Below are 18800 nucleotides of genomic sequence, written 5' to 3'. Positions count from 1 at the left end.
TGAAAGCCCGGCCAGGGATGGCCGGGCTTTTTCACGTCTATCGCCCGGCTGAGGCAGTCTTCATGAAAGCCGCCAGGTCCCCGTTGAAGCGCTCGGTTTCTTCGAAAAAGGGCGCGTGCCCGGACTGCGCATAACGTTTCGCCTGCGCCCGCGAGTTGAGCGCCTGGGCGCGGGCAATGCTCGGTTGCACCTGCACGAGCTGGTCCCTGGCGCCGTAGAGCAACAGCAGCGGAACCTGCGCCTTGGGTAGCCCGTCAGCGGCCGCACTGCGCATGCCTGGAATGGCGCGGGTCATCGGCCAGGAGGCCATCGCTGCGTTGGTCAGCAGCACCTCCATGCTGTCGGCATCGGGCTGGGTGTGGAAGCACAGGCGCACGAAGGCGCGCAGGGCATCGAGGTGGGTTTTCAGGTCATCCGAGGCCAGGCCGGCGTACACCTTGGGGTGTGGGGTGATCAGCGCTTCGGTCAGTTCGATAACGGCATTGACGTAGACTGCCCCGCCGATCGCGGCATCGCCATGGGCGGCCAGGTAATCGGATATCACCAGCCCACCCAGGGACCAGCCTACCAGCACGGGTCGCTTGGCGCCCGTTGCGGCCAGTACGGCGGCCAGGTCGTCGGCGTAGCGGCGGCCATCGTTGTAGGCATCGCTATCGGTCGGCTTGTCGGAGAGGCCGTGGCCGCGCAGGTCGTAGGTGATCAACCGGTAACCCTGCAGCGCTGGGCTTTCGATCTGGCGTTGCCAGTTCAGCCGGCTGCCCAGCAGACCATGGATGAACACGATGGCCGGGCCATCGGGATTACCCGCTTCCTGTACGGCAACTTGCAGGCCATCGGGCGTGGTCACACGGTAGTGTTTCTCGGTGGCGAAAGCGGCGCTGGATACCGCAGCGAGCAGCAGTACGAACCAGAGATCGCGCACGGTTCTGGAGGGATGTGAGGGATGCATGGGTGCTCCTGGGGATGAACGAATGGCGTTGAGTCTATGGCGATGATGTGGGACGATCCATGACGAATCGTTTTTGATTATTGATCGATCGTCCTGATCTTCTGAGGAGCCACCATGAGCGCGAATGACCTGATCAGCGAGCTGCTGGGCGGCATGCGCCTCTGCGGTGTGCAGTTTCGTCGCCTTACGGTGCGGGCGGCTCAGGGCATTGGCTTTACCAATGAGCTGGGGCGCGGGCAGTTTCATTTCGTGGCGCGTGGGCCTGCCTGGTTACGCAGCCCGGGTGGCGACATGCACCGCCTGGAAAGCGGCGATGCGGTGTTGCTGCCCCGTGGCGGGCAGCACGCGATGTTGGCGGCACCGCAGGTTGGCAGCCGTGCCATTCAGGCGTTCGACCTGAATCTGCCAGCCGACGCTCAGCCGTGCGATCCGCAGGCGGCGATTATCTTCAGTTGTTGCATGCAACTGGAGTTGGGCGGCATGCAGCCGCTGGTAGCGGCCATGCCGGAGGTGATGCGTGTCGACACGCTGCTCGACTGCGCGCCGGAGATTCGCCCGCTGCTCGAGGCGATGGAGCGCGAGTCCTTGCTGCTGCTGGCTGGCCACGGCGGCATCCTTGCACGGCTGGCCGAGGTGGTGGCTGCGCTGATCGTACGGGGCTGGATTACTGCCGGTGATGGCGAGGCGGGCGGGTGGATCATTGCGCTGCACGACCCGCGGTTGAGCAAGGCGCTGCTGTCGATGCATAGACACCCGGAACGGCCGTGGACGGTAGCCGCGTTGGCAGGCGAGGCAGGGCAGTCGCGCTCGGTATTCGCGCGGCGCTTTCTACGCGCTTTGGGGGTCGCCCCATTGCGTTACCTGACCGACCTGCGGATGCGCCTGGCACTGCAGCGCCTGCGTGATGAGCAGGTATCGGTCGAGCGGGTGGCCGAGGCGCTTGGCTATGGCTCACTGGCGGCGTTCAGCCGGGCCTTCAAGCGTTCAGTGGGCGTGTCGCCAGGCGCAGTAAAACGCGGAGCCATGCTGGCCGTGTGATCGATAAGTGCTGCGGCTAAGGGACAAAACCGGCATTTGCCGGTTTTCTAGTCGGCGCGGTGCTTATTCGAGTTCGTGAAGCAGGGTGACGCCGGAGTACAGGCCAATCACGAACAGAGCCAGGAATACCACTGCCGAGCCGATCAGAAATGCAGTCATGGTGCGGGCCTTTTCTTCTGTGGGCGCCTCGTTGCTGGCGCGATAGGAGGGTAGAGGCGCTACGATGCAGAACCGTTCAGGTGATTTTTTCCGGTGGGTACTGTGGTGATCAGCGTAGCCGTTCATGGCTCAGCGCTGGCGACCAGATGCGCTGGCTGCAGCGCGGGCAATTGGCCGCTTGCCCTGCATCCATCGGCTGCGTGTAGCCGCAGCGCACGCAGGCGTAGGTGCCGGCCTCGGGTACCTTTTGGTAGTCACGGCGGTGCTCGGCCGGCAACACGCTAAGGCCGGGCTTTACTGCATCGGCGGCGAAGAAGTACAGGCTCATGTCGCCGTCGGTTTCCAGAATGCCGAGGCGCACCTGGCCCAGGTGCTCGACGCCTTGCTGGCGCAGCTCCATGAAGAATTCATCGGACGAAATGTTCAGGTGATCCAGGCTGTTCAGCTCGTAGAGGCCGTCCTTGATGATGGTCACGGGCTTGCCTTCCATCCAGTCGGAGATGCGCTCGCTGCGGCGCATCATCGTCACGGTGGCGCGGTACAGCACCAGCAGGGTGACGAACACCATGGCCACCGGCAGCAGCGGCACGTCGTCGTAGAACGACACGTCGCCGGCCGCCGAGCCGAGGGTGAGGATTACCACCAGCTCGAACAGCGACAGCTGGCGAATGCCGCGCCGGCCGCTGACCTTGAGAAACACGAACACCACCACGAAGGCGAACAGTGCGCGAAACGCCACTTCACCCAGAAACAGGAATGGAAAATCACCCAGCAGCATGCGCTGCCAGTCGAATGCGTTCATCCATCGCTCCGCCAGCCTTCCTATGTGGGTGAGACCGCCTGGCAGCCGAATGGGTCGAACTCGATCTGCTCGGCCAGCGAAGCACCGTGCTAGACGAGCTGGCTCGCAAATTGGTTGAACCAAGGTGAGCGGTATCACGTCAATGCGATATCAAAGTGATATCTAGCGATTCTGGGTGCTGCTTTTGGGCTTAGCCCTGGGCAACACGGCCAGCCATCGCGCACTTTCCTGATCATCTGTTCGAGTAGTCGGAGCGATCCATGAAGGCATGGTTTGGCAACATCAGCGTCACCCGCAAATTGGCTTTGGGCTTCGGCCTGGTGCTGCTTCTGACCATGGCCCTGGCCTTCGTCGGCTGGACCAGCCTGGGCAGCGTGGTGCAGCGCAGCGAGCGCATGACGGACGTCAACGAACTGACCCACACCCTGACCGACCTGCGCGTAGCGCGCTTGCAGTATCTGCTTTCCAATGGTGGCGCTGCGGAAGGTGAGCAGGTACAGCAGCAGATTCGCGTGCTGTCTCAGCGGCAACAGGAAATCCTGCCGCACTTCCAGAACCCGGAAAACATCCGCCTGATCAAGCAGCAGATCGAGCTGATCGAGCAGTACCAGCAGGCCTACGACAAGACCAGCCTGTTGTACGCCACTGCCAACAAGACCCGCGCCGAGATGGTCGACCTGGCCGACCGCGCCGGTGAGCTGATCGACCGCGTCAGGGACGAGGTGTCACGCAGTGCCGCCGGCAGCGAAGCGGGCTTTGCGCGTTACCAGGCCATCGCCCGCGCCAAGGACGATGTGCAGACCCTGCGCTACCGGGTGCTGAGCTACACCGCCGACGTCAGCGAGCGCACCGAACAGGCGTTGAACCAGCAGATCGAGCGGGTCGATCAGGGCTTAGGCGGCCTGACCACGGCGTTTGCCGGTGACTACCGCGATGTGATCGAGCAGTTGCAAAGCACCGTGCGCGACTACCGCAGCCTGCTGGGCACCTACCGCACGGCAACCGCCGAGCGCGTGCAATTGCGCGATGCGATGACCGCCCAGGTGCAGGAAATCGTCAAGGGCAGCGATGCGTTGCTGGCCATGCAGGTCACCCTGCGTGACGACGACAGCGCCTTTGCCACCCGCATGATGACTGCCGCCACCCTGCTGGCGCTGCTGGTGGGCATTCTCGCGGCCTGGCTGATCACCCGGCAGATCACCCGGCCGCTGCAGGAAACTCTGGTCGCTGTCGAGCGCATCACCAGTGGCGACCTCAGCCACACGCTGCAGGTCAGCCGCCGTGACGAGCTGGGCGTGCTGCAGCAAGGCATCGGGCGTATGGGCAGCACCCTGCGCGAGCTGATCGGCGGCATTCGTGATGGCGTTACGCAGATCGCCAGCGCGGCCGAGCAGCTGTCCGCCGTGACCGAGCAGACCAGTGCCGGGGTCAACAGCCAGAAGGTGGAGACCGATCAGGTTGCCACGGCCATGCAGGAGATGTCCGCCACCGTGCAGGAGGTCGCGCGCAGTGCCGCCGAAGCGTCCCAAGCAGCCGTGGATGCAGACCGGGAAGCGAGCCAGGGCGATCGCGTGGTCGCCGAGGCCATCGCGCAGATCGACCGCCTGGCCGCCGAGGTTAGCCGCTCCAGCGAGGCCATGGGTGAGCTGCAGAGCGAGAGCAAGAAGATCGGCGGGGTGATGGATGTGATCAAGGCCGTGGCCGAGCAGACCAATCTGCTGGCTCTCAACGCGGCCATCGAGGCGGCGCGGGCTGGGGAGGCCGGGCGTGGTTTCGCGGTGGTGGCGGACGAGGTGCGCGGCCTGGCCCAGCGCACGCAGAAATCCACCGAGGAGATCGAGGGGCTGATCGCCGGCCTGCAGCAAGGCACTCAACAAGTGGCGGCGATCATGCAGGGCAGCCGCGAGCTGACCGACAGCAGCGTGGCGCTGACCCGCCGCGCCGGTGACGCTCTGGGTGCGATCACCAGCAAGGTGTCGAACATCCAGGCGATGAACCAGCAGATCGCCGCTGCCGCCGAGCAGCAGGGCGCAGTGGCCGAGGAGATCAGCCGCAGCGTGGTCAACGTACGCGACATCTCCGAGCAGACTGCCGAAGCCAGCGAAGAAACCGCCGCCTCCAGCGTCGAGCTGGCACGCCTGGGCAATCAGTTGCAAACGATGGTCAGCCACTTTCGGGTGTGAGTTGGCGGGCGGCTATCCGGGATCGCGTGGGGCATTCAGAATCGCGTAGGAGGCCCGACTCGGGGCGAATGGTCTGGCTAGCGCTGTAATTGCGGCATGGCCACGATCCTTCGCGCCGAGGGCGACGCCCCCACGCGGGGGGTGGGGATTCGGGATTGCGGGGTTCTCGGATCTTGTGGGAGCCCCGACCCCGGGGCGAATGGTCTGGCCAGCGCTGTAATTGCGGCATGGCCACGATCCTTCGCGCCGAGGTCGGCGCTCCCACGCGGGCGGTGGGGGATTCGGGATTGTCGGGTTCTCGGATCTTGTGGGAGCCCCGACCCCGGGGCGAATGGTCTGGCCAGCGCTGTAATTGCGGCATGGCCACGATTCTTCGCGCCGAGGGCGACGCTCCCACGCGGGCGGTGGGGGATTCGGGATTGTCGGGTTCTCGGATCTTGTGGGAGCCCCGACCCGGGGCGAATGGTCTGTCCAGCGCCGTAATCGCAGTATGGCCACGATCCTTCGCGCCGAGGTCGGCGCTCCCACATTTGCGGTGGGTTGTCCGGGGTCGTGTGGGAGCCCCGACCCCGGGGCGAATGGTCTGGCCAGCGCTGTAATTGCGGCATGGCCACGAGCCTTCGCGCCGAGGGCGACGCTCCCACGCGGGCGGTGGGGGATTCGGGATTGCGGGGTTCTCGGATCTTTTGGGAGCCCCGACCCCGAGGCGAATGGTCTGGCCAGCGCTGTAATTGCGGCATGGCCACGATCCTTAGCGCCGAGGGCGACGCTCCCACATGTGCGGTGGGTTGTCCACCGCTTCGCTTATCACGGCTTCGCTCTATCAGGTAATAAGCATTGCCTATCAAGGCGCTGGCTTTTTCCAATTTAGCCAGGCGGCCGGCCTCTCGTAGTTTGGTGCGAGCGCATGACGCGCGTACTCATAAAAACGACGAGGACTCACCCATGAAACCCACGACCCAACGGGCGCCCGCCCTTGGCTTGATGACTGCGGCCTTGTCCGCCTCGCTGCTCAGTCTCTCGGCCCAGGCCGCGCCCTTGACCCGCGACAACGGCGCGCCGGTGGGCGACAACCAGAACTCGCAGACCGCAGGCGACACCGGCCCAACCCTGCTGCAAGACGTGCAACTGATCCAGAAGCTGCAACGCTTCGACCGTGAACGCATCCCCGAGCGCGTGGTGCATGCCCGCGGTACCGGCGCCCATGGCGAATTCACCGCCACGGAAGATATTTCCGACCTGACCCGCGCCAAGGTCTTCACCAAGGGCACCACCACGCCGGTGTTCGTGCGCTTCTCCAGCGTGGTGCACGGCAACCACTCCCCGGAAACCCTGCGCGACCCACGCGGCTTCGCCACCAAGTTCTACACCAGCGAAGGCAACTGGGACCTGGTCGGCAACAACTTCCCGACCTTCTTCATCCGCGATGCCATCAAGTTCCCGGACATGGTGCACGCCTTCAAGCCCGACCCCAACACCAACTACGGCAGCAACCACACCCAGTTCGACTTCTTCAGCCACGTGCCCGAAGCCACTCGCACCCTGACGCTGCTGTATTCCAACGAGGGTACGCCGGCCAACTACCGGCAAATGAACGGCAACAGCGTGCACGCCTACAAGCTGGTCAACGCCAGGAACGAGTACCGTTACGTCAAGTTCCAGTGGCGCAGCCAGCAGGGCATCAAGAACAACGACCCCAAGCAGACCGAGCAGATCCAGGGCAAGGATTTCAACCACATGAGCCGCGACCTGATCACCACGATCAACGCCGGCGACTACCCCAAGTGGGATTTGTACATCCAGGTGCTCGAACCGGCTGACCTGGCCAGGTACGACTTCGACCCGCTGGATGCCACCAAGATCTGGCCGGACGTGCCCTATAAGAAAGTCGGCCAGATGGTCTTGAACAAGAACCCGGACAACGTGTTTCAGGAAACCGAGCAGGTGGCCATGGCGCCCTCCAACCTGGTGCCGGGCATCGAGCCCTCCGAGGATCGCCTGCTGCAGGGCCGACTGTTCTCCTATGCCGACACGCAAATGTACCGGCTGGGCGCCAACCACGCCTTTCTGCCTATCAACCAGGCCAAGGTGCCGGTCAACAACGGCAACCAGGATGGCGCGGCGAACAGCGGTCATACCACCACCGAGGTTAACTACGAGCCCAGCCGCATCAACCCGCGGCCTGCCAGCGAGCACGCGCGCTACAGCAACCTGCCACTGAGCGGCAGCACCGAGCAGAAGAAGATCCAGCGCGAGCAGAACTTCAAGCAGGCCGGTGAGCTGTACCGCTCCTACGACAAGAAGATGCAGGGCGACCTGATCGCCAGCCTGGGCGGCGCTCTGGCCGAAGCCGAAGACGAGAGCAAGCACATCATGCTGTCGTTCTTCTACAAGGCCGATGCGCAGTACGGCGAGGGGTTGACCAAGGTAGCCAAGGGCGACCTGGCCCGCGTCAAGGCGCTGGCTGCCAAGCTGCAAGACTAGGCCTGCCAGCTCATGGCGTGCGGCTCGGGCGAGCCGCACGCCGCGACCAGATGCGGCGCAATGCCGCTCGGGAGGATTGCATGCTGCGTACGTTCTGTTTCGCCCTGGCGCTGGCTGTTGCCGCGCCGCTGCTGGCCGGCACACTGCCGCCGGATGCCGAGCGCATTCAGGCGCAATTGCGCGATTACTACTTCCAGGCCGCCCGCGAGGGCAACGTGGCGATGCTCGATGAGTTCATCGCTGCGGGTTATGACCTCGATACGGCTGACGACAAGGGCTACACCGCGCTGATCCTGGCGGCCTATCACGGTCACCGCGCCGCGGTGGAGCGCCTGCTGGGTGCAGGGGCGGACGCCTGCGCCCAGGACTGGCGTGGCAATACCGCGCTGATGGGCGCGATCTTCAAGGGCGAGGTGCGCATCGCCAAGCGCCTGCTCGATGCCGACTGCAGCCCCGATCAACGCAACGACAGCGGCCAGACGGCGGCCATGTATGCGGCCTTGTTCCAGCGCAAGGAAATGCTCGATGGTCTGGCCAAAAAGGGCGCCGACCTGAATGCCAGGGACGCTTTCGGCAATTCGGTGCAGGGCCTGGATAACGGTGAAATACGCACGGGCTGGTCGGCGCAACAGCCCTGATCGAGGCGTAATGGCCATCTTAAGGCCAGTACCCATTCGTCAGAAACCGCGCGCTAAAGCGGGTGCTGCGGCGTTCCAATGGCTACACAGTGAGAACCTGTATCAATTGCAGGCGATTCGAAAGCAGTCGCCTGCAGCCTGATCGTCGCTCTCAGCTAAGGACGCCGCCCCCATGCCCGACTTCGCCAAAGCCGACCCGCAGGAGGTACCACGCCTGCTCCATGACATGCAGCGGCAAGGGTATGCCGTCATCGAAGGTTTTCTCACCGACGAACAGTTGCAGGCCGCCCGCGCCCACGTCCACCATGAAGTGGAGCGTCACGAGCACGAGTACTTCGCCCTGCAGGGGCTGGACGCCGTGAGGGGCAGCATCTTCGAGCAGATGAGCGTCTCGCCGCAGGTCAAGGATCTGTTCCGGCGGATCTACCAAGGCGGCATTGGCCAGCCGCCGCGCTCACCGGACATCTTTCCGGCGCTACGCTGCCTGCAGGGGCAGACCGGCAAACGCGAGTCCTATTACTTCCACTACGACGCCGCGGCGCTGACAGCATTGATTCCGCTGGTCACGCCCACCGAGGGCCGTTACTGCGGCGACTTCATCTTCTTCCCCAACCTGCGCAACATCCGCTCCAACCTGTACTTCAACATTCTGGAAAAGGCGCTGATGCAGAACACCCTGACCCAGAAGCTGGTCACCTTCGTGGTCAAACGCGGCTGGTTGAAACCTGTCACCATCAAGATCGTGCCCGGCAACGCCTACTTCTTCTGGGGCTACCGCTCGCTGCATGCCAACGAGCCTTGCGACCCCAAGGCGCTGCGCTCCACCGTGCTGCTGCACTACGGTGAACCCCACAGCCGCGACAACCTGGCCTCGCGGCTTTTTCTGGGCTGGAACTTTCGCCGCGCGCGGATCAGCAACCAGCGCACCACGCGCAAGGATGTCGGCTAAGAACCTGTTCAAAGTCTGCTGCGCGTCGGCACTGCGGCGTTAAAAACAGGCTGGATTGCCAGCCCAAACTAGGCGTTCCCGTCAGACTGCTCATTTATAGCTCGTAAAGTCGAGCGCGACTCCGACCGGTCCTCGCCTGTTTTTGCGGGGCCGCCCAGGCCTTGCATTGCTCTAGCTCGCGAGACTTTGAACAGGCTCTAAGCGCCAACATCAATTCGTGCGCGCTAAAATCCTGCGGCGCGTCACACCTCGTCGCCATGCTCTGTCATCATTCGCCGTCTGATTCTGCTCTCAGGAATTCTGCATGTCGGCGCTTAACCCTGGTCTGATCGTCATCCATGGCAACCGCCTCGAGGAGCTACGCGCCCTGGCGGTGGAGTGGATGCGTCGGTACCCCCTGCGCCCGCTGGAGAACGAGGTGCTGCTGGTACAGAGCAACGGCATCGCCCAGTGGCTCAAGCTGGCGCTGGCCGAGCAGGATGGCTGCGGCATCGCGGCGGCCACCGATGTGAGCCTGCCGGCGCGCTTTCTCTGGCAGGCCTACCGCACGGTGCTGGGCAGCGAGGCGATTCCCCAGCAGTCGCCGCTGGACAAGGCGCCGCTGACCTGGCGGCTGATGCGCCTGTTGCCGAGCCTGCTCGACGAGCCCTGTTTCGCGCCGCTACGCCGCTTTCTGGCCGACGACGCCGACCTGCGCAAGCGTCACCAGCTGGCCGAGCGCCTGGCCGACCTGTTCGACCAGTACCAGGTGTACCGCGCCGACTGGCTGGCGGACTGGGCCGACGGGCATGATCAATTGCGCAACGCCCGCGGCGGCGTGAAGCCCCTCGATGACACCGCGCTGTGGCAGCCGCTGCTGTGGCGCACGCTGCTGGCCGATGTCGGCGAGGAGCATCTGTCCCAGAGCCGCGCCGGGGTGCATCCGCGCTTCGTCGCCAGGCTGGCCGAGCTGGATGCGCCGCCCCGTGGCCTGCCGCGGCGGGTCACGGTGTTCGGCATTTCTTCATTGCCGGCGCAGATGCTCGAGGCGCTGGCGGCCATGGCGCGCTTCAGCCAGGTGATGCTCTACGTGCACAATCCGTCCCAGCACCACTGGGGCGATATCGTCGAAGACAAGGACTTGCTGCGCCACGAGTACCGCCGGCACAAGCGCAAGGCTGGCGGCCAGGCGGGGCAGGCCGGTCAGCTTGGCCTGTTCGACGTCGAGGCGCTGCACCAGCATGGCCAGCCGCTGCTGGCGTCCTGGGGCAAGCAGGGCCGCGACTACATCAACCTGCTCGACCAGTACGACGAGCCGCAGCGCTACCGCGAGCAGTTCGAGCGCATCGACCTGTTCAGCGCGATGGACGAGGGTACGCTGCTGGGCCAGTTGCACAACGACATTCTCGACCTGCGCCCGGTCGAAGAGAGCCGCACGCATTGGCCGGCGGTCGATCCAGCCAAGGACCACTCGCTGCGTTTCCATGTCGCCCACAGTGCCCAGCGCGAAGTCGAGGTGCTGCACGATCACCTGCTGGCGGCGTTCAGCGCAGACCCGACCCTGCGCCCGCGCGACATCATCGTCATGGTGCCGGACGTCAACACCTACGCCGCGCACATCCGCGCGGTGTTCGGCCAGTTCGCGGGCGACGACCCGCGCTTCATTCCCTTCACCCTGGCGGATCAGGGGCTGCGCGGCAAGGAGCCCCTGGTGATCGCCCTGGAGCATCTGCTGCGCCTGCCGGACAGCCGCTTCAGCGTCAGTGAGATTCTCGACCTGCTCGATGTGGCTGCGGTGCGCGCGCGCTTCGTCATCGCCGATGAACAGTTGCCGCTGCTGCGCCGCTGGCTGGAAGGCGCCGGGGTACGCTGGGGGCTGGATGCCGAACAGCGCGAAGGTCTCGGCCTCGGCGCCGGGCTGGAGCAGAACAGCTGGCGCTTCGGCCTGCGCCGCATGCTGCTCGGCTATGCCGTAGGCGGTGCTGGCGCACGGGCGGGCATCGAACCCTTCGACGAGATCGGTGGCCTGGATGCCGCGCTGATCGGCCCGCTGACCCGGCTGCTGGATGCGCTGGAACTGCATGGCGACAGCCTCGGCGAAACCCTGCTGCCGGTAACCTGGGGCGAGCGCCTGCGGGCGCTGCTGGACGACTTCTTCCTGCCCCAGGACGAACGCGACGAAGTGCTGCGCAACCAGGCCCAGGATGCCCTGGAGGGTTGGCTGGAGCTGTGCGACGCGGCCAGCCTGGAAGAAGCCCTGCCGCTGGCCGTGGTCCGTGAGGCCTGGCTCGGTGGGCTCGACCAGGGCGGGCTCAGCCAGCGTTTTCTGGCCGGCGCGGTGAACGTCTGCACGTTGATGCCGATGCGCGCCATCCCGTTCCGTCACCTGTGCCTGCTGGGCATGAATGATGGTGATTACCCGCGCAGCCAGGCGCCCTTGGACTTCGACCTGATGGGCGGCGACTACCGCCCCGGCGACCGCTCGCGCCGCGAGGACGACCGTTATCTGCTGCTCGAAGCGCTGCTGGCGGTACGCGAGCGCCTTTATATCAGCTGGGTCGGGCGCAGCATTCGCGACAATACCGAGCGGCCGCCGTCGGTGCTGATCGGTCAACTGCGTGATCACCTGGCCAGCGCCTGGCGCCTGGCGGGCGGCGGCGATCTGCTGCATGCCCTGACCACCGAGCACCCGCTGCAACCCTTCAGCCGCCGTTATTTCTCCGGCGATGGGCCGCTGTTCAGTTACGTGCACGAATGGGCCGCCTCCCACCGCGCGCCGCTGGCGCCGGCCAGTGAGCAGCCGTTGGGCGCTTACGTGGTGGACGATGCGCTGAACCTGGAAACCCTGCAACGCTTCCTGCGTGACCCGGTGAAGCAGTTCTTCACCGGGCGCCTCAAGGTGCACCTGGACGAAGCCGAACAGGCCGAGCTGGATGCCGAACCCTTTGCCCTCGATGGCCTGCAGCGCCATCAGATCCAGCAGGAGATGCTGCAGGCTGCCGCACTGGCCCTGCAGGAAAACCAGCCTGTCGATGCGGCACTCGAGCGGGCCGCGCGGCGCATCCAGCGCAGTGGCCGGCTACCGGTAGCCGGCTTCGGAGAGCGCCTGCGCGCGCAATTGCTCGAACCACTACCGGCGCAGCTGCAAGGCTACGCCACGCTGCTGGAGCGCTGGCCTGAGCGCCTGCCATCGCCGCTGCGCCTGAGCTTCGCCCATGGTGATCTCGCGCTTGAGGATTGGCTCGGCGATCTGTACGCGGCCGGCGATGCCTTGGCACGGCTGGAGCTGCAGCCTGGCGGGCTGAAGCGCAAGGATCGTTCCTACAAGTGGCATCGCCTGCTGAGGCCCTGGGTCAGCCATGTGGCGGCCGCTGCCTGTGGCCATCCGCTGACCACGCTGCTGGTCGCCGAAGACGTGCGTCTGGCCTTCGATCCGCTGAGCCAGGCTGATGCCGAACACCTGCTGCGTCAGTGGCTGGACGGCTACGCCGCTGGCATGCAGGCGCCGCTGCCAGTGGCGATCAGAACGGTTGCGGCCTGGTTCGCCCAGCTCGCCAAGAGCGAGGATGAAGACAAGGCCGCGGACGCTGCCCGCAAAGTCTACGAAGGCGACGGCCACACCACCACCGGCGAAGTGCAGCAGAGCGCCAGCCTGGCCCGCCAGTATCCGGATTTTGACGCCTTGCTGAGCGACGGCCAGTTCGCCCAGTGGGGCGCCGTGCTCTACCAGTCGCTATTCGAGGCGGCGATCAGCGAACTTCAGGATGATCAGCCATGAGCCAGCCAGCACGCCCCTTGGCGCTCAGCTTTCCGCTGCACGGCAGCCGCCTGATCGAGGCCAGCGCCGGTACCGGCAAGACCTATACCATCTCGGCGCTCTATCTGCGCCTGATCCTGCGGCATGGCGGCGACGCCGCCTTTCGCGAGCCGCTGCTGCCGCCGCAGATCCTCGTGGTGACCTTTACCGATGCCGCCACTCGCGAACTGCGTGATCGCATCCGCGCGCGTCTGGTGGAAGCGGCCACGGTGTTTCGCGGTGATGGCGAAGGCGACGCGCTGCTGGCCGCCCTCAAGGCCGACTTCGCTTCCGCCGAATGGCCAGAGTGCGCACGGCGCCTCGAGCTGGCGGCGCAGTGGATGGACGAGGCGGCGGTGTCGACCATCCACGGCTGGTGCCAGCGCATGTTGCGTGAGCACGCCTTCGACAGCGGCAGCCTGTTCAGTCAAACCCTGGAAACCGACCACAGCGAGCTGCTCGCCGAAGTGGTGCGCGACTACTGGCGTCAGCATTGCTATCCGCTGCGGGGCCTGGCCCTGGACTGGGTAGCGGAGAACTGGGACGCGCCGGACACGCTGGGTCAGCGCATCCGCCCGCTGCTGGGCGAACAGGACGAGGGCGTTGCCCTGGCGCTTGGGGATCTGCTCGATGGCACGTTGCGTGACCGCCAGCGCGCACTGCATGCCCTCAAGGAGCCCTGGAGCGCCTGGGCCGATGCCTTGCAGGACCTGCTCGACCAGGCCGCGGCGGAGAAACAGGTCGATGCCCGCAAGCTGCAGGCGCGCTATTACAAACCCTGGCTCGACAAGCTGCGCGCCTGGGCCGATGGCGACGACGAGATGCTGGATATCGGCACTGGCTTCACCCGCCTGACCCCGGACGGCCTGGCCGAGGCCTGGAAGGTCGGCTCGCCGCCCGCGCACCCGGCGCTGGAGGCCATGGCCACGCTCAAGGGCGAGCTCGACGCCTTGCCGGCACCGGGCGAGGCTGCACTGCGCCACGCCGCCGCGTGGATTCGCCAGCGCTTCGACCGCGAGAAGCGCCAACGCGCCGAGATGGGCTTCGACGACATGCTCACCCGCCTGGACGACGCGCTGCAGGGCGACAGCGGCCCGCGTCTGGCCGAGGTGATTCGCCAGCAGTTCCCGGTGGCGCTGATCGACGAATTCCAGGACACCGACCCGCTGCAGTACCGCATCTTCGACACGCTCTACCAAGTTGAGGCCAATAGATCGGATTGTGGCCTGTTTATGATCGGCGACCCCAAGCAGGCCATCTACTCGTTCCGCGGTGCGGACATTCACACCTACTTGCGCGCCCGCCGGGCCACGGCCGGGCGGCACTACAACCTGGACACCAACTTCCGCTCCAGCGAGGCCATGGTCGCGGCGGTCAACGGCTTGTTCGAACGGGCCGAGACCCGTGAAGGCGGGCAGGGCGCCTTTCTGCTGCGTGACGACCTGCCGTTCATCGCGGTCGGCGCTCAGGGCCGCCAGGAAGTCTGGACGGTGGAGGGCGAGGCGCAGCCGGCGCTCAACCTCTGGCACCTGCCCAGCGAGGAAGCAGTCGCCAAGGGGCGTTATCTGGACGCTCTGGCCGCCAGCGCGGCGAGCGAAATCGTCCGCCTGCTGGTGCTCGGGCAGCAGCAGCGCGCCGGTTTTCTCAAGGGCGACGAACTGACGGCCCTGCGCCCCAGCGATATTGCCGTGCTGGTGCGCGATTTCAAGGAAGCCCAGGCGATTCGCGGCGAGCTTGCGGCCCGCGGGGTGCGCAGCGTGTATCTGTCCGACAAGGATTCGGTGTACGCCACGGTCGAGGCCCACGATTTGTTGCTGTGGCTGCGTGCCTGCGCCGAGCCCGATCAGGATCGCCCCCTGCGTGCGGCACTGGCCAGCTCGACCCTTGGCCTGAGCCTTACCGAACTGGAGCAACTGAACCTCGACGAGCGCTTCTGGGAGGCGCGGGTCATGCAGTTCCGTGGTTACCGCCAGCGCTGGCAGCGCCAGGGCGTGCTGCCGATGCTGCGCCAGTTGCTGCAGGATTTCGGCCTGCCGCAACGGCTGATGAGCCGCCCTGATGGCGAGCGGGTGCTGACCAATCTGCTGCACCTGGCCGAATTGCTGCAGCTGGCCGCTGCCGAGCTGGACGGCGAGCTGGCGCTGATCCGTCATCTGGGCGACTGCCTGGTCGGGCGTGGGCAGGCAGCCGAGGAGCAGGTGCTGCGCCTGGAAAGCGACGACGCCCTGGTGCGCGTGGTGACCATCCACAAATCCAAGGGCCTGGAATACCCATTGGTGTTCCTGCCCTTCATCTGTTCGTTCCGCCCGCTGGACGACAAGAAGCCGGTGCAGGTGCACGACGGCGAACGCCGCCGCCTGCTGCTCAAACCTGATGAGGAGAGCCTGGAGAAGGCCGAGCGCGAGCGCCTCGGCGAAGACCTGCGCCTGCTCTACGTGGCGCTGACCCGGGCGCAGCATGCCTGCTGGCTGGGTATCGCCGACCTGAAGATCGGCACCGCCAAGACCTCGCGCCTGCACCAGAGCGCCCTGGGTTACCTGCTCGGCGCTGGCCAGCCCCTGGCCCAGAGTGCGCAGCTGATCGACTGGCTCAGCCCGCTGGCCGATCCACCGCGCTGCGTGGCGTTGCCTGCGCCCGAGGCCAGCGACCAGGCCTATCGCGCCCAGGATGCCGACGCTTTCGAGCCCCATTGGCGCACGCCAGCACGGCGCGCCGCCGAACACTGGTGGATCGCTTCCTACAGCGCCTTGCGTATGGAGGAGGGCGAAGCTGCCGTAGTGGATCGCCACCCGGTGGATTGCCACCCAGTGGATCGCCACGACGACGTTTCGCCGGACAGTTCGGCCGTGCAGATCGCCAGTGACGACGAAGATCCGGCCCTGGCGCTGGAGCAGATTCCGGTCTCGGCCCAGGGCCTGCACCGCTTTCCCCGCGGGCCCAACCCCGGCACCTTTCTCCATGGCCTGCTGGAAATCGCCGCCGCCGAAGGCTTCGCGGCCATGGCCGCGGCGCCGGACGTGCTGCGCGAACACCTGGCGCGGCGTTGCCAGCGGCGCGGTCTGGCAACCTGGATCGAGCCGCTGTGGCTGTGGCTGCAGAGCCTGCTGGTGCAGCCCCTGTCGCTGGGCAATGGAAACACGGTGAGCCTGGCGCAGTTGAGCGACTACCAGGCCGAGTTGGAGTTCTGGTTCGAGGCCCGCCGGGTCGACGTGCTGCGCCTGGATGCGCTGGTGCGCCATTTCGAGATGCCGACCGTGGCGCGGCCCGTGCTCAGCCCGGACACCCTCAATGGCATGTTCAAGGGCTTTATCGACCTGGTGTTCGAGCATGAGGGCCGTTACTACGTGGTCGACTACAAGTCCAACTGGCTGGGCGCCGACGAACAGGCCTATACGGCCGAGGCCATGAGCACTGCCGTGGCCAGCCACCGCTACGATCTGCAGTACGTGCTCTACGTGCTGGCGCTGCATCGCCACCTGCGGCTGCGCCTGACCGACTATGACTACGACACCCATGTGGGCGGCGCGCTGTACCTGTTCCTGCGTGCGCCGGCTGCGGGCCAATACCTGGCGCGCCCGCAGCGGGCGCTGATCGAAAGGCTGGACGCGCTGTTTCTCGGCGAGCCGGCGGAGGAACCGGCATGACGCCGATGCTGGAAAACCGCGACACGCTGTTCGAGCTGCTGGCCGCCTGGAGCGAGCGCGGCTGGTTGCGCGAACTGGACCGAACCCTGGCGCATTTCTTCGCCGAGCTGGACCCCCAGGCGCCGCCGTTGCTGCTGCTCGCCGCGGCGCTGGCCAGCCATCAACTGGGCCAGGGCCATGTGTGCCTCGATCTGCAGACCACCCTGGCCGATCCGGATTCGGCGCTGTCGCTGCCGCCGGAAGGCGAGGACGCCGAGGGCGTCAGCCTGCTGCCTTCCGAGGTGCTGGGCGGCCTGACCGCGGGCGCCTGGCTGGCAGCCTGTGCCGGTAGCGCCTTGCTGCACGACGGCGAGGATGAAGTCGCGCCGCTGGTGCTGCGCGGCACCTGCCTGTACCTGCGCCGCTACTGGGATTACGAGCGCAGCGTCGCCGAGGATATTGGCGAGCGCCTGCAAGCGGCGGGCGATGCGCCGGCCGATCTCGCTCAGCGCCTGACCGTGTTGTTCCCCGAGCCGTTGCTGCTCGATGGCCAGCGCCTCACCGACTGGCAGAAACTGGCCTGCGCCCTGGCGGCGCGGGGGCGCTTCACGCTGATCACCGGTGGCCCCGGTACCGGCAAGACCACCACCGTGGTGCGCCTGCTGGCGCTGCTGCAGGCGGCCGCGCTGGATCGCGGCGCGCCGCTGCGCCTGAGCCTGGCCGCGCCTACCGGCAAGGCGGCGGCGCGGCTGACCGAATCCATCGGCGCCCAGGTGGCGACCCTGCCGGTCAGCGAGCAGGTGCGCGAGCAGATTCCCAATACCGTCACCACGCTGCACCGCCTGCTCGGCAGCCGGCCGGACAGTCGTCATTTCCGTCACCATGCGGCCAACCCGCTGCCGCTGGATGTGCTGGTGGTCGACGAAGCCTCGATGATCGACCTGGAAATGATGGCCAACCTGCTCGACGCGCTGCCAGTGCATGCGCGGCTGATCCTGCTCGGCGACAAGGATCAGCTGGCCTCGGTGGAGGCGGGGGCGGTACTTGGTGATCTGTGCCGCGACGCCGAAGCCGGCGGCTACAGCGAGGCCACCCGCGCCTGGTTGGCGCAGCAGACCGGCGAGCGCATCGAGGGAACAGGGCTTCAGCCGGGCGAGCAGGCGTTGTCACAGCATATCGTGATGCTCCGCCATTCCCGGCGCTTTGCCGGGGGCTCGGGTATCGGCCGCCTGGCCTTGGCGGTGAATCGCGGTGCGGCCCTGGAGGCCCGTGAGGTGCTGGCAGGTGGCGGGGCGGACCTGCACCAGTTGCGCCTGGCCGGTGAGCAGGATCGTGCCTTCGAACGCCTGCTGCTCGAGGGCTTGCCCGGCGGTGAGCGGCGGGCAGTAGGCTACGCGGATTACCTGAGCGTGCTGCATGAGCAGCGCCCTGGCTTGACCGACGGCGAGGAGCGCTGGAGCGCCTGGGCCGCCAGGGTGCTGGCGGCCTTCGATCGTTTCCAGTTGCTCTGTGCGGTACGCAAGGGGCCCTGGGGCGTCGAGGCGCTCAACGGGCGTATCGCCCGTGCGCTGCTGCAGCGTGGCCTGATCGAGCAGGAGTACGGCTGGTACGAAGGTCGTCCGGTGCTGGTCACCCGTAACGATTACGGCCTGGGCCTGATGAACGGCGATATCGGCATCGCCCTGCGTTTGCCCGAGCCGGCGCTGGAGGCGGGCGGGGCGATGCGCTCAGCGCTGCGCGTGGTGTTCCCGCGCAACGACGGCTCGGGCGAGCTGCGCTCGATCCTGCCCAGCCGGCTGGGCGCCGTGGAAACCGTGTTCGCCATGACCGTGCACAAATCCCAGGGCTCTGAATTCGCCCATTGCGCCCTGGTGCTGCCGGATACCCTCAACCCGGTGCTGACCAAGGAACTGGTGTATACCGGCATCACCCGCGCCCGGGACTGCTTCAGTTTGATCGAAAGCCGCGCGGGCATCTTCGAGGCGGCCATCGGACGCCGCGTGGAACGACGCAGCGGGCTGTGGGAGCGGTTGGTTGCCGGCGCGCCGTAGCGGCTACCTACCTATTTTTTGGGAGCGGGCCATGCCCGCGAATCGGGCGCATGGCGTCCTCCCACAGAATATGTGTTCGACCTCAAACTGCAGGCCGTAGGGTGGACAACGCTCTTTTTGTCCACCGTTGCGATTGAAGAGCGCTGGAA

The 18800-nt window shown here is 66.1% G+C and carries 10 protein-coding genes and 1 pseudogene; 9 read left to right on the top strand and 2 right to left on the bottom strand.

Annotation, left to right across the window (positions count from 1 at the left end):
• Nucleotides 1-37 precede the first annotated feature (37 nt).
• Nucleotides 38-949, bottom strand: coding sequence for an alpha/beta fold hydrolase (locus BVH01_RS22860; protein ID WP_075932510.1), 912 nt, complete (start codon nt 947-949; stop codon nt 38-40).
• Between the two features lie 114 nt (nt 950-1063).
• Here BVH01_RS22860 and BVH01_RS22855 point away from each other — a divergent pair, with 114 nt between their 5' ends.
• A complete protein-coding gene (locus BVH01_RS22855) occupies nt 1064-1987 on the top strand; it encodes an AraC family transcriptional regulator (protein WP_075932509.1) in 924 nt (307 codons plus the stop codon).
• Between the two features lie 268 nt (nt 1988-2255).
• Here BVH01_RS22855 and BVH01_RS22850 read toward each other — a convergent pair whose 3' ends face one another.
• Nucleotides 2256-2948 (bottom strand): DUF421 domain-containing protein, encoded by a 693-nt coding sequence (locus BVH01_RS22850; RefSeq protein ID WP_075932508.1) that lies wholly within the window; start codon nt 2946-2948, stop codon nt 2256-2258.
• Nucleotides 2949-3208: 260 nt separating this feature from the next.
• On the opposite strand from BVH01_RS22850, the pseudogene BVH01_RS25350 reads away from it, so the two are divergent.
• From BVH01_RS25350 to recD, 8 genes and pseudogenes are all read left to right on the top strand, one after another.
• A pseudogene (locus tag BVH01_RS25350) lies at nt 3209-4228 on the top strand (methyl-accepting chemotaxis protein); the annotation flags it as partial.
• A gap of 39 nt (nt 4229-4267) precedes the next feature.
• Nucleotides 4268-5131, top strand: a complete 864-nt coding sequence (locus BVH01_RS25345; RefSeq protein ID WP_371915621.1) for a methyl-accepting chemotaxis protein — start codon at nt 4268-4270, stop codon at nt 5129-5131.
• A gap of 984 nt (nt 5132-6115) precedes the next feature.
• The gene (locus tag BVH01_RS22840; RefSeq protein WP_371915620.1) at nt 6116-7615 is read left to right on the top strand and encodes a catalase; all 1500 of its coding nucleotides are present in this window, start codon (nt 6116-6118) and stop codon (nt 7613-7615) included.
• 80 nt (nt 7616-7695) lie between these two features.
• The gene (locus BVH01_RS22835; protein WP_083659525.1) at nt 7696-8253 is read left to right on the top strand and encodes an ankyrin repeat domain-containing protein; all 558 of its coding nucleotides are present in this window, start codon (nt 7696-7698) and stop codon (nt 8251-8253) included.
• Between the two features lie 172 nt (nt 8254-8425).
• Entirely contained in the window at nt 8426-9202 is a 777-nt protein-coding gene (locus BVH01_RS22830) for a hypothetical protein (protein WP_075932505.1), read from the top strand.
• Between the two features lie 304 nt (nt 9203-9506).
• Nucleotides 9507-12959, top strand: coding sequence for an exodeoxyribonuclease V subunit gamma (gene recC, locus BVH01_RS22825; RefSeq protein WP_075932504.1), 3453 nt, complete (start codon nt 9507-9509; stop codon nt 12957-12959).
• Nucleotides 12956-16621: an exodeoxyribonuclease V subunit beta gene (gene recB / locus BVH01_RS22820; RefSeq protein WP_075932503.1), complete on the top strand. Its 3666-nt coding sequence runs from the start codon at nt 12956-12958 to the stop codon at nt 16619-16621. The genes recC and recB overlap by 4 nt, the downstream gene beginning before the upstream one ends.
• On the top strand, nt 16618-18651 hold the full coding sequence (gene recD / locus BVH01_RS22815; RefSeq protein WP_075932502.1) for an exodeoxyribonuclease V subunit alpha: 2034 nt from the start codon (nt 16618-16620) through the stop codon (nt 18649-18651). Before recB ends, recD begins: the two co-directional genes overlap by 4 nt.
• Nucleotides 18652-18800 lie beyond the last annotated feature (149 nt).

Origin of the sequence: Pseudomonas sp. PA1(2017), from assembly GCF_001945375.1 — a bacterium.
Lineage (GTDB): Bacteria > Pseudomonadota > Gammaproteobacteria > Pseudomonadales > Pseudomonadaceae > Aquipseudomonas.
This window is presented reverse-complemented; position numbering and strand designations above follow the sequence as displayed.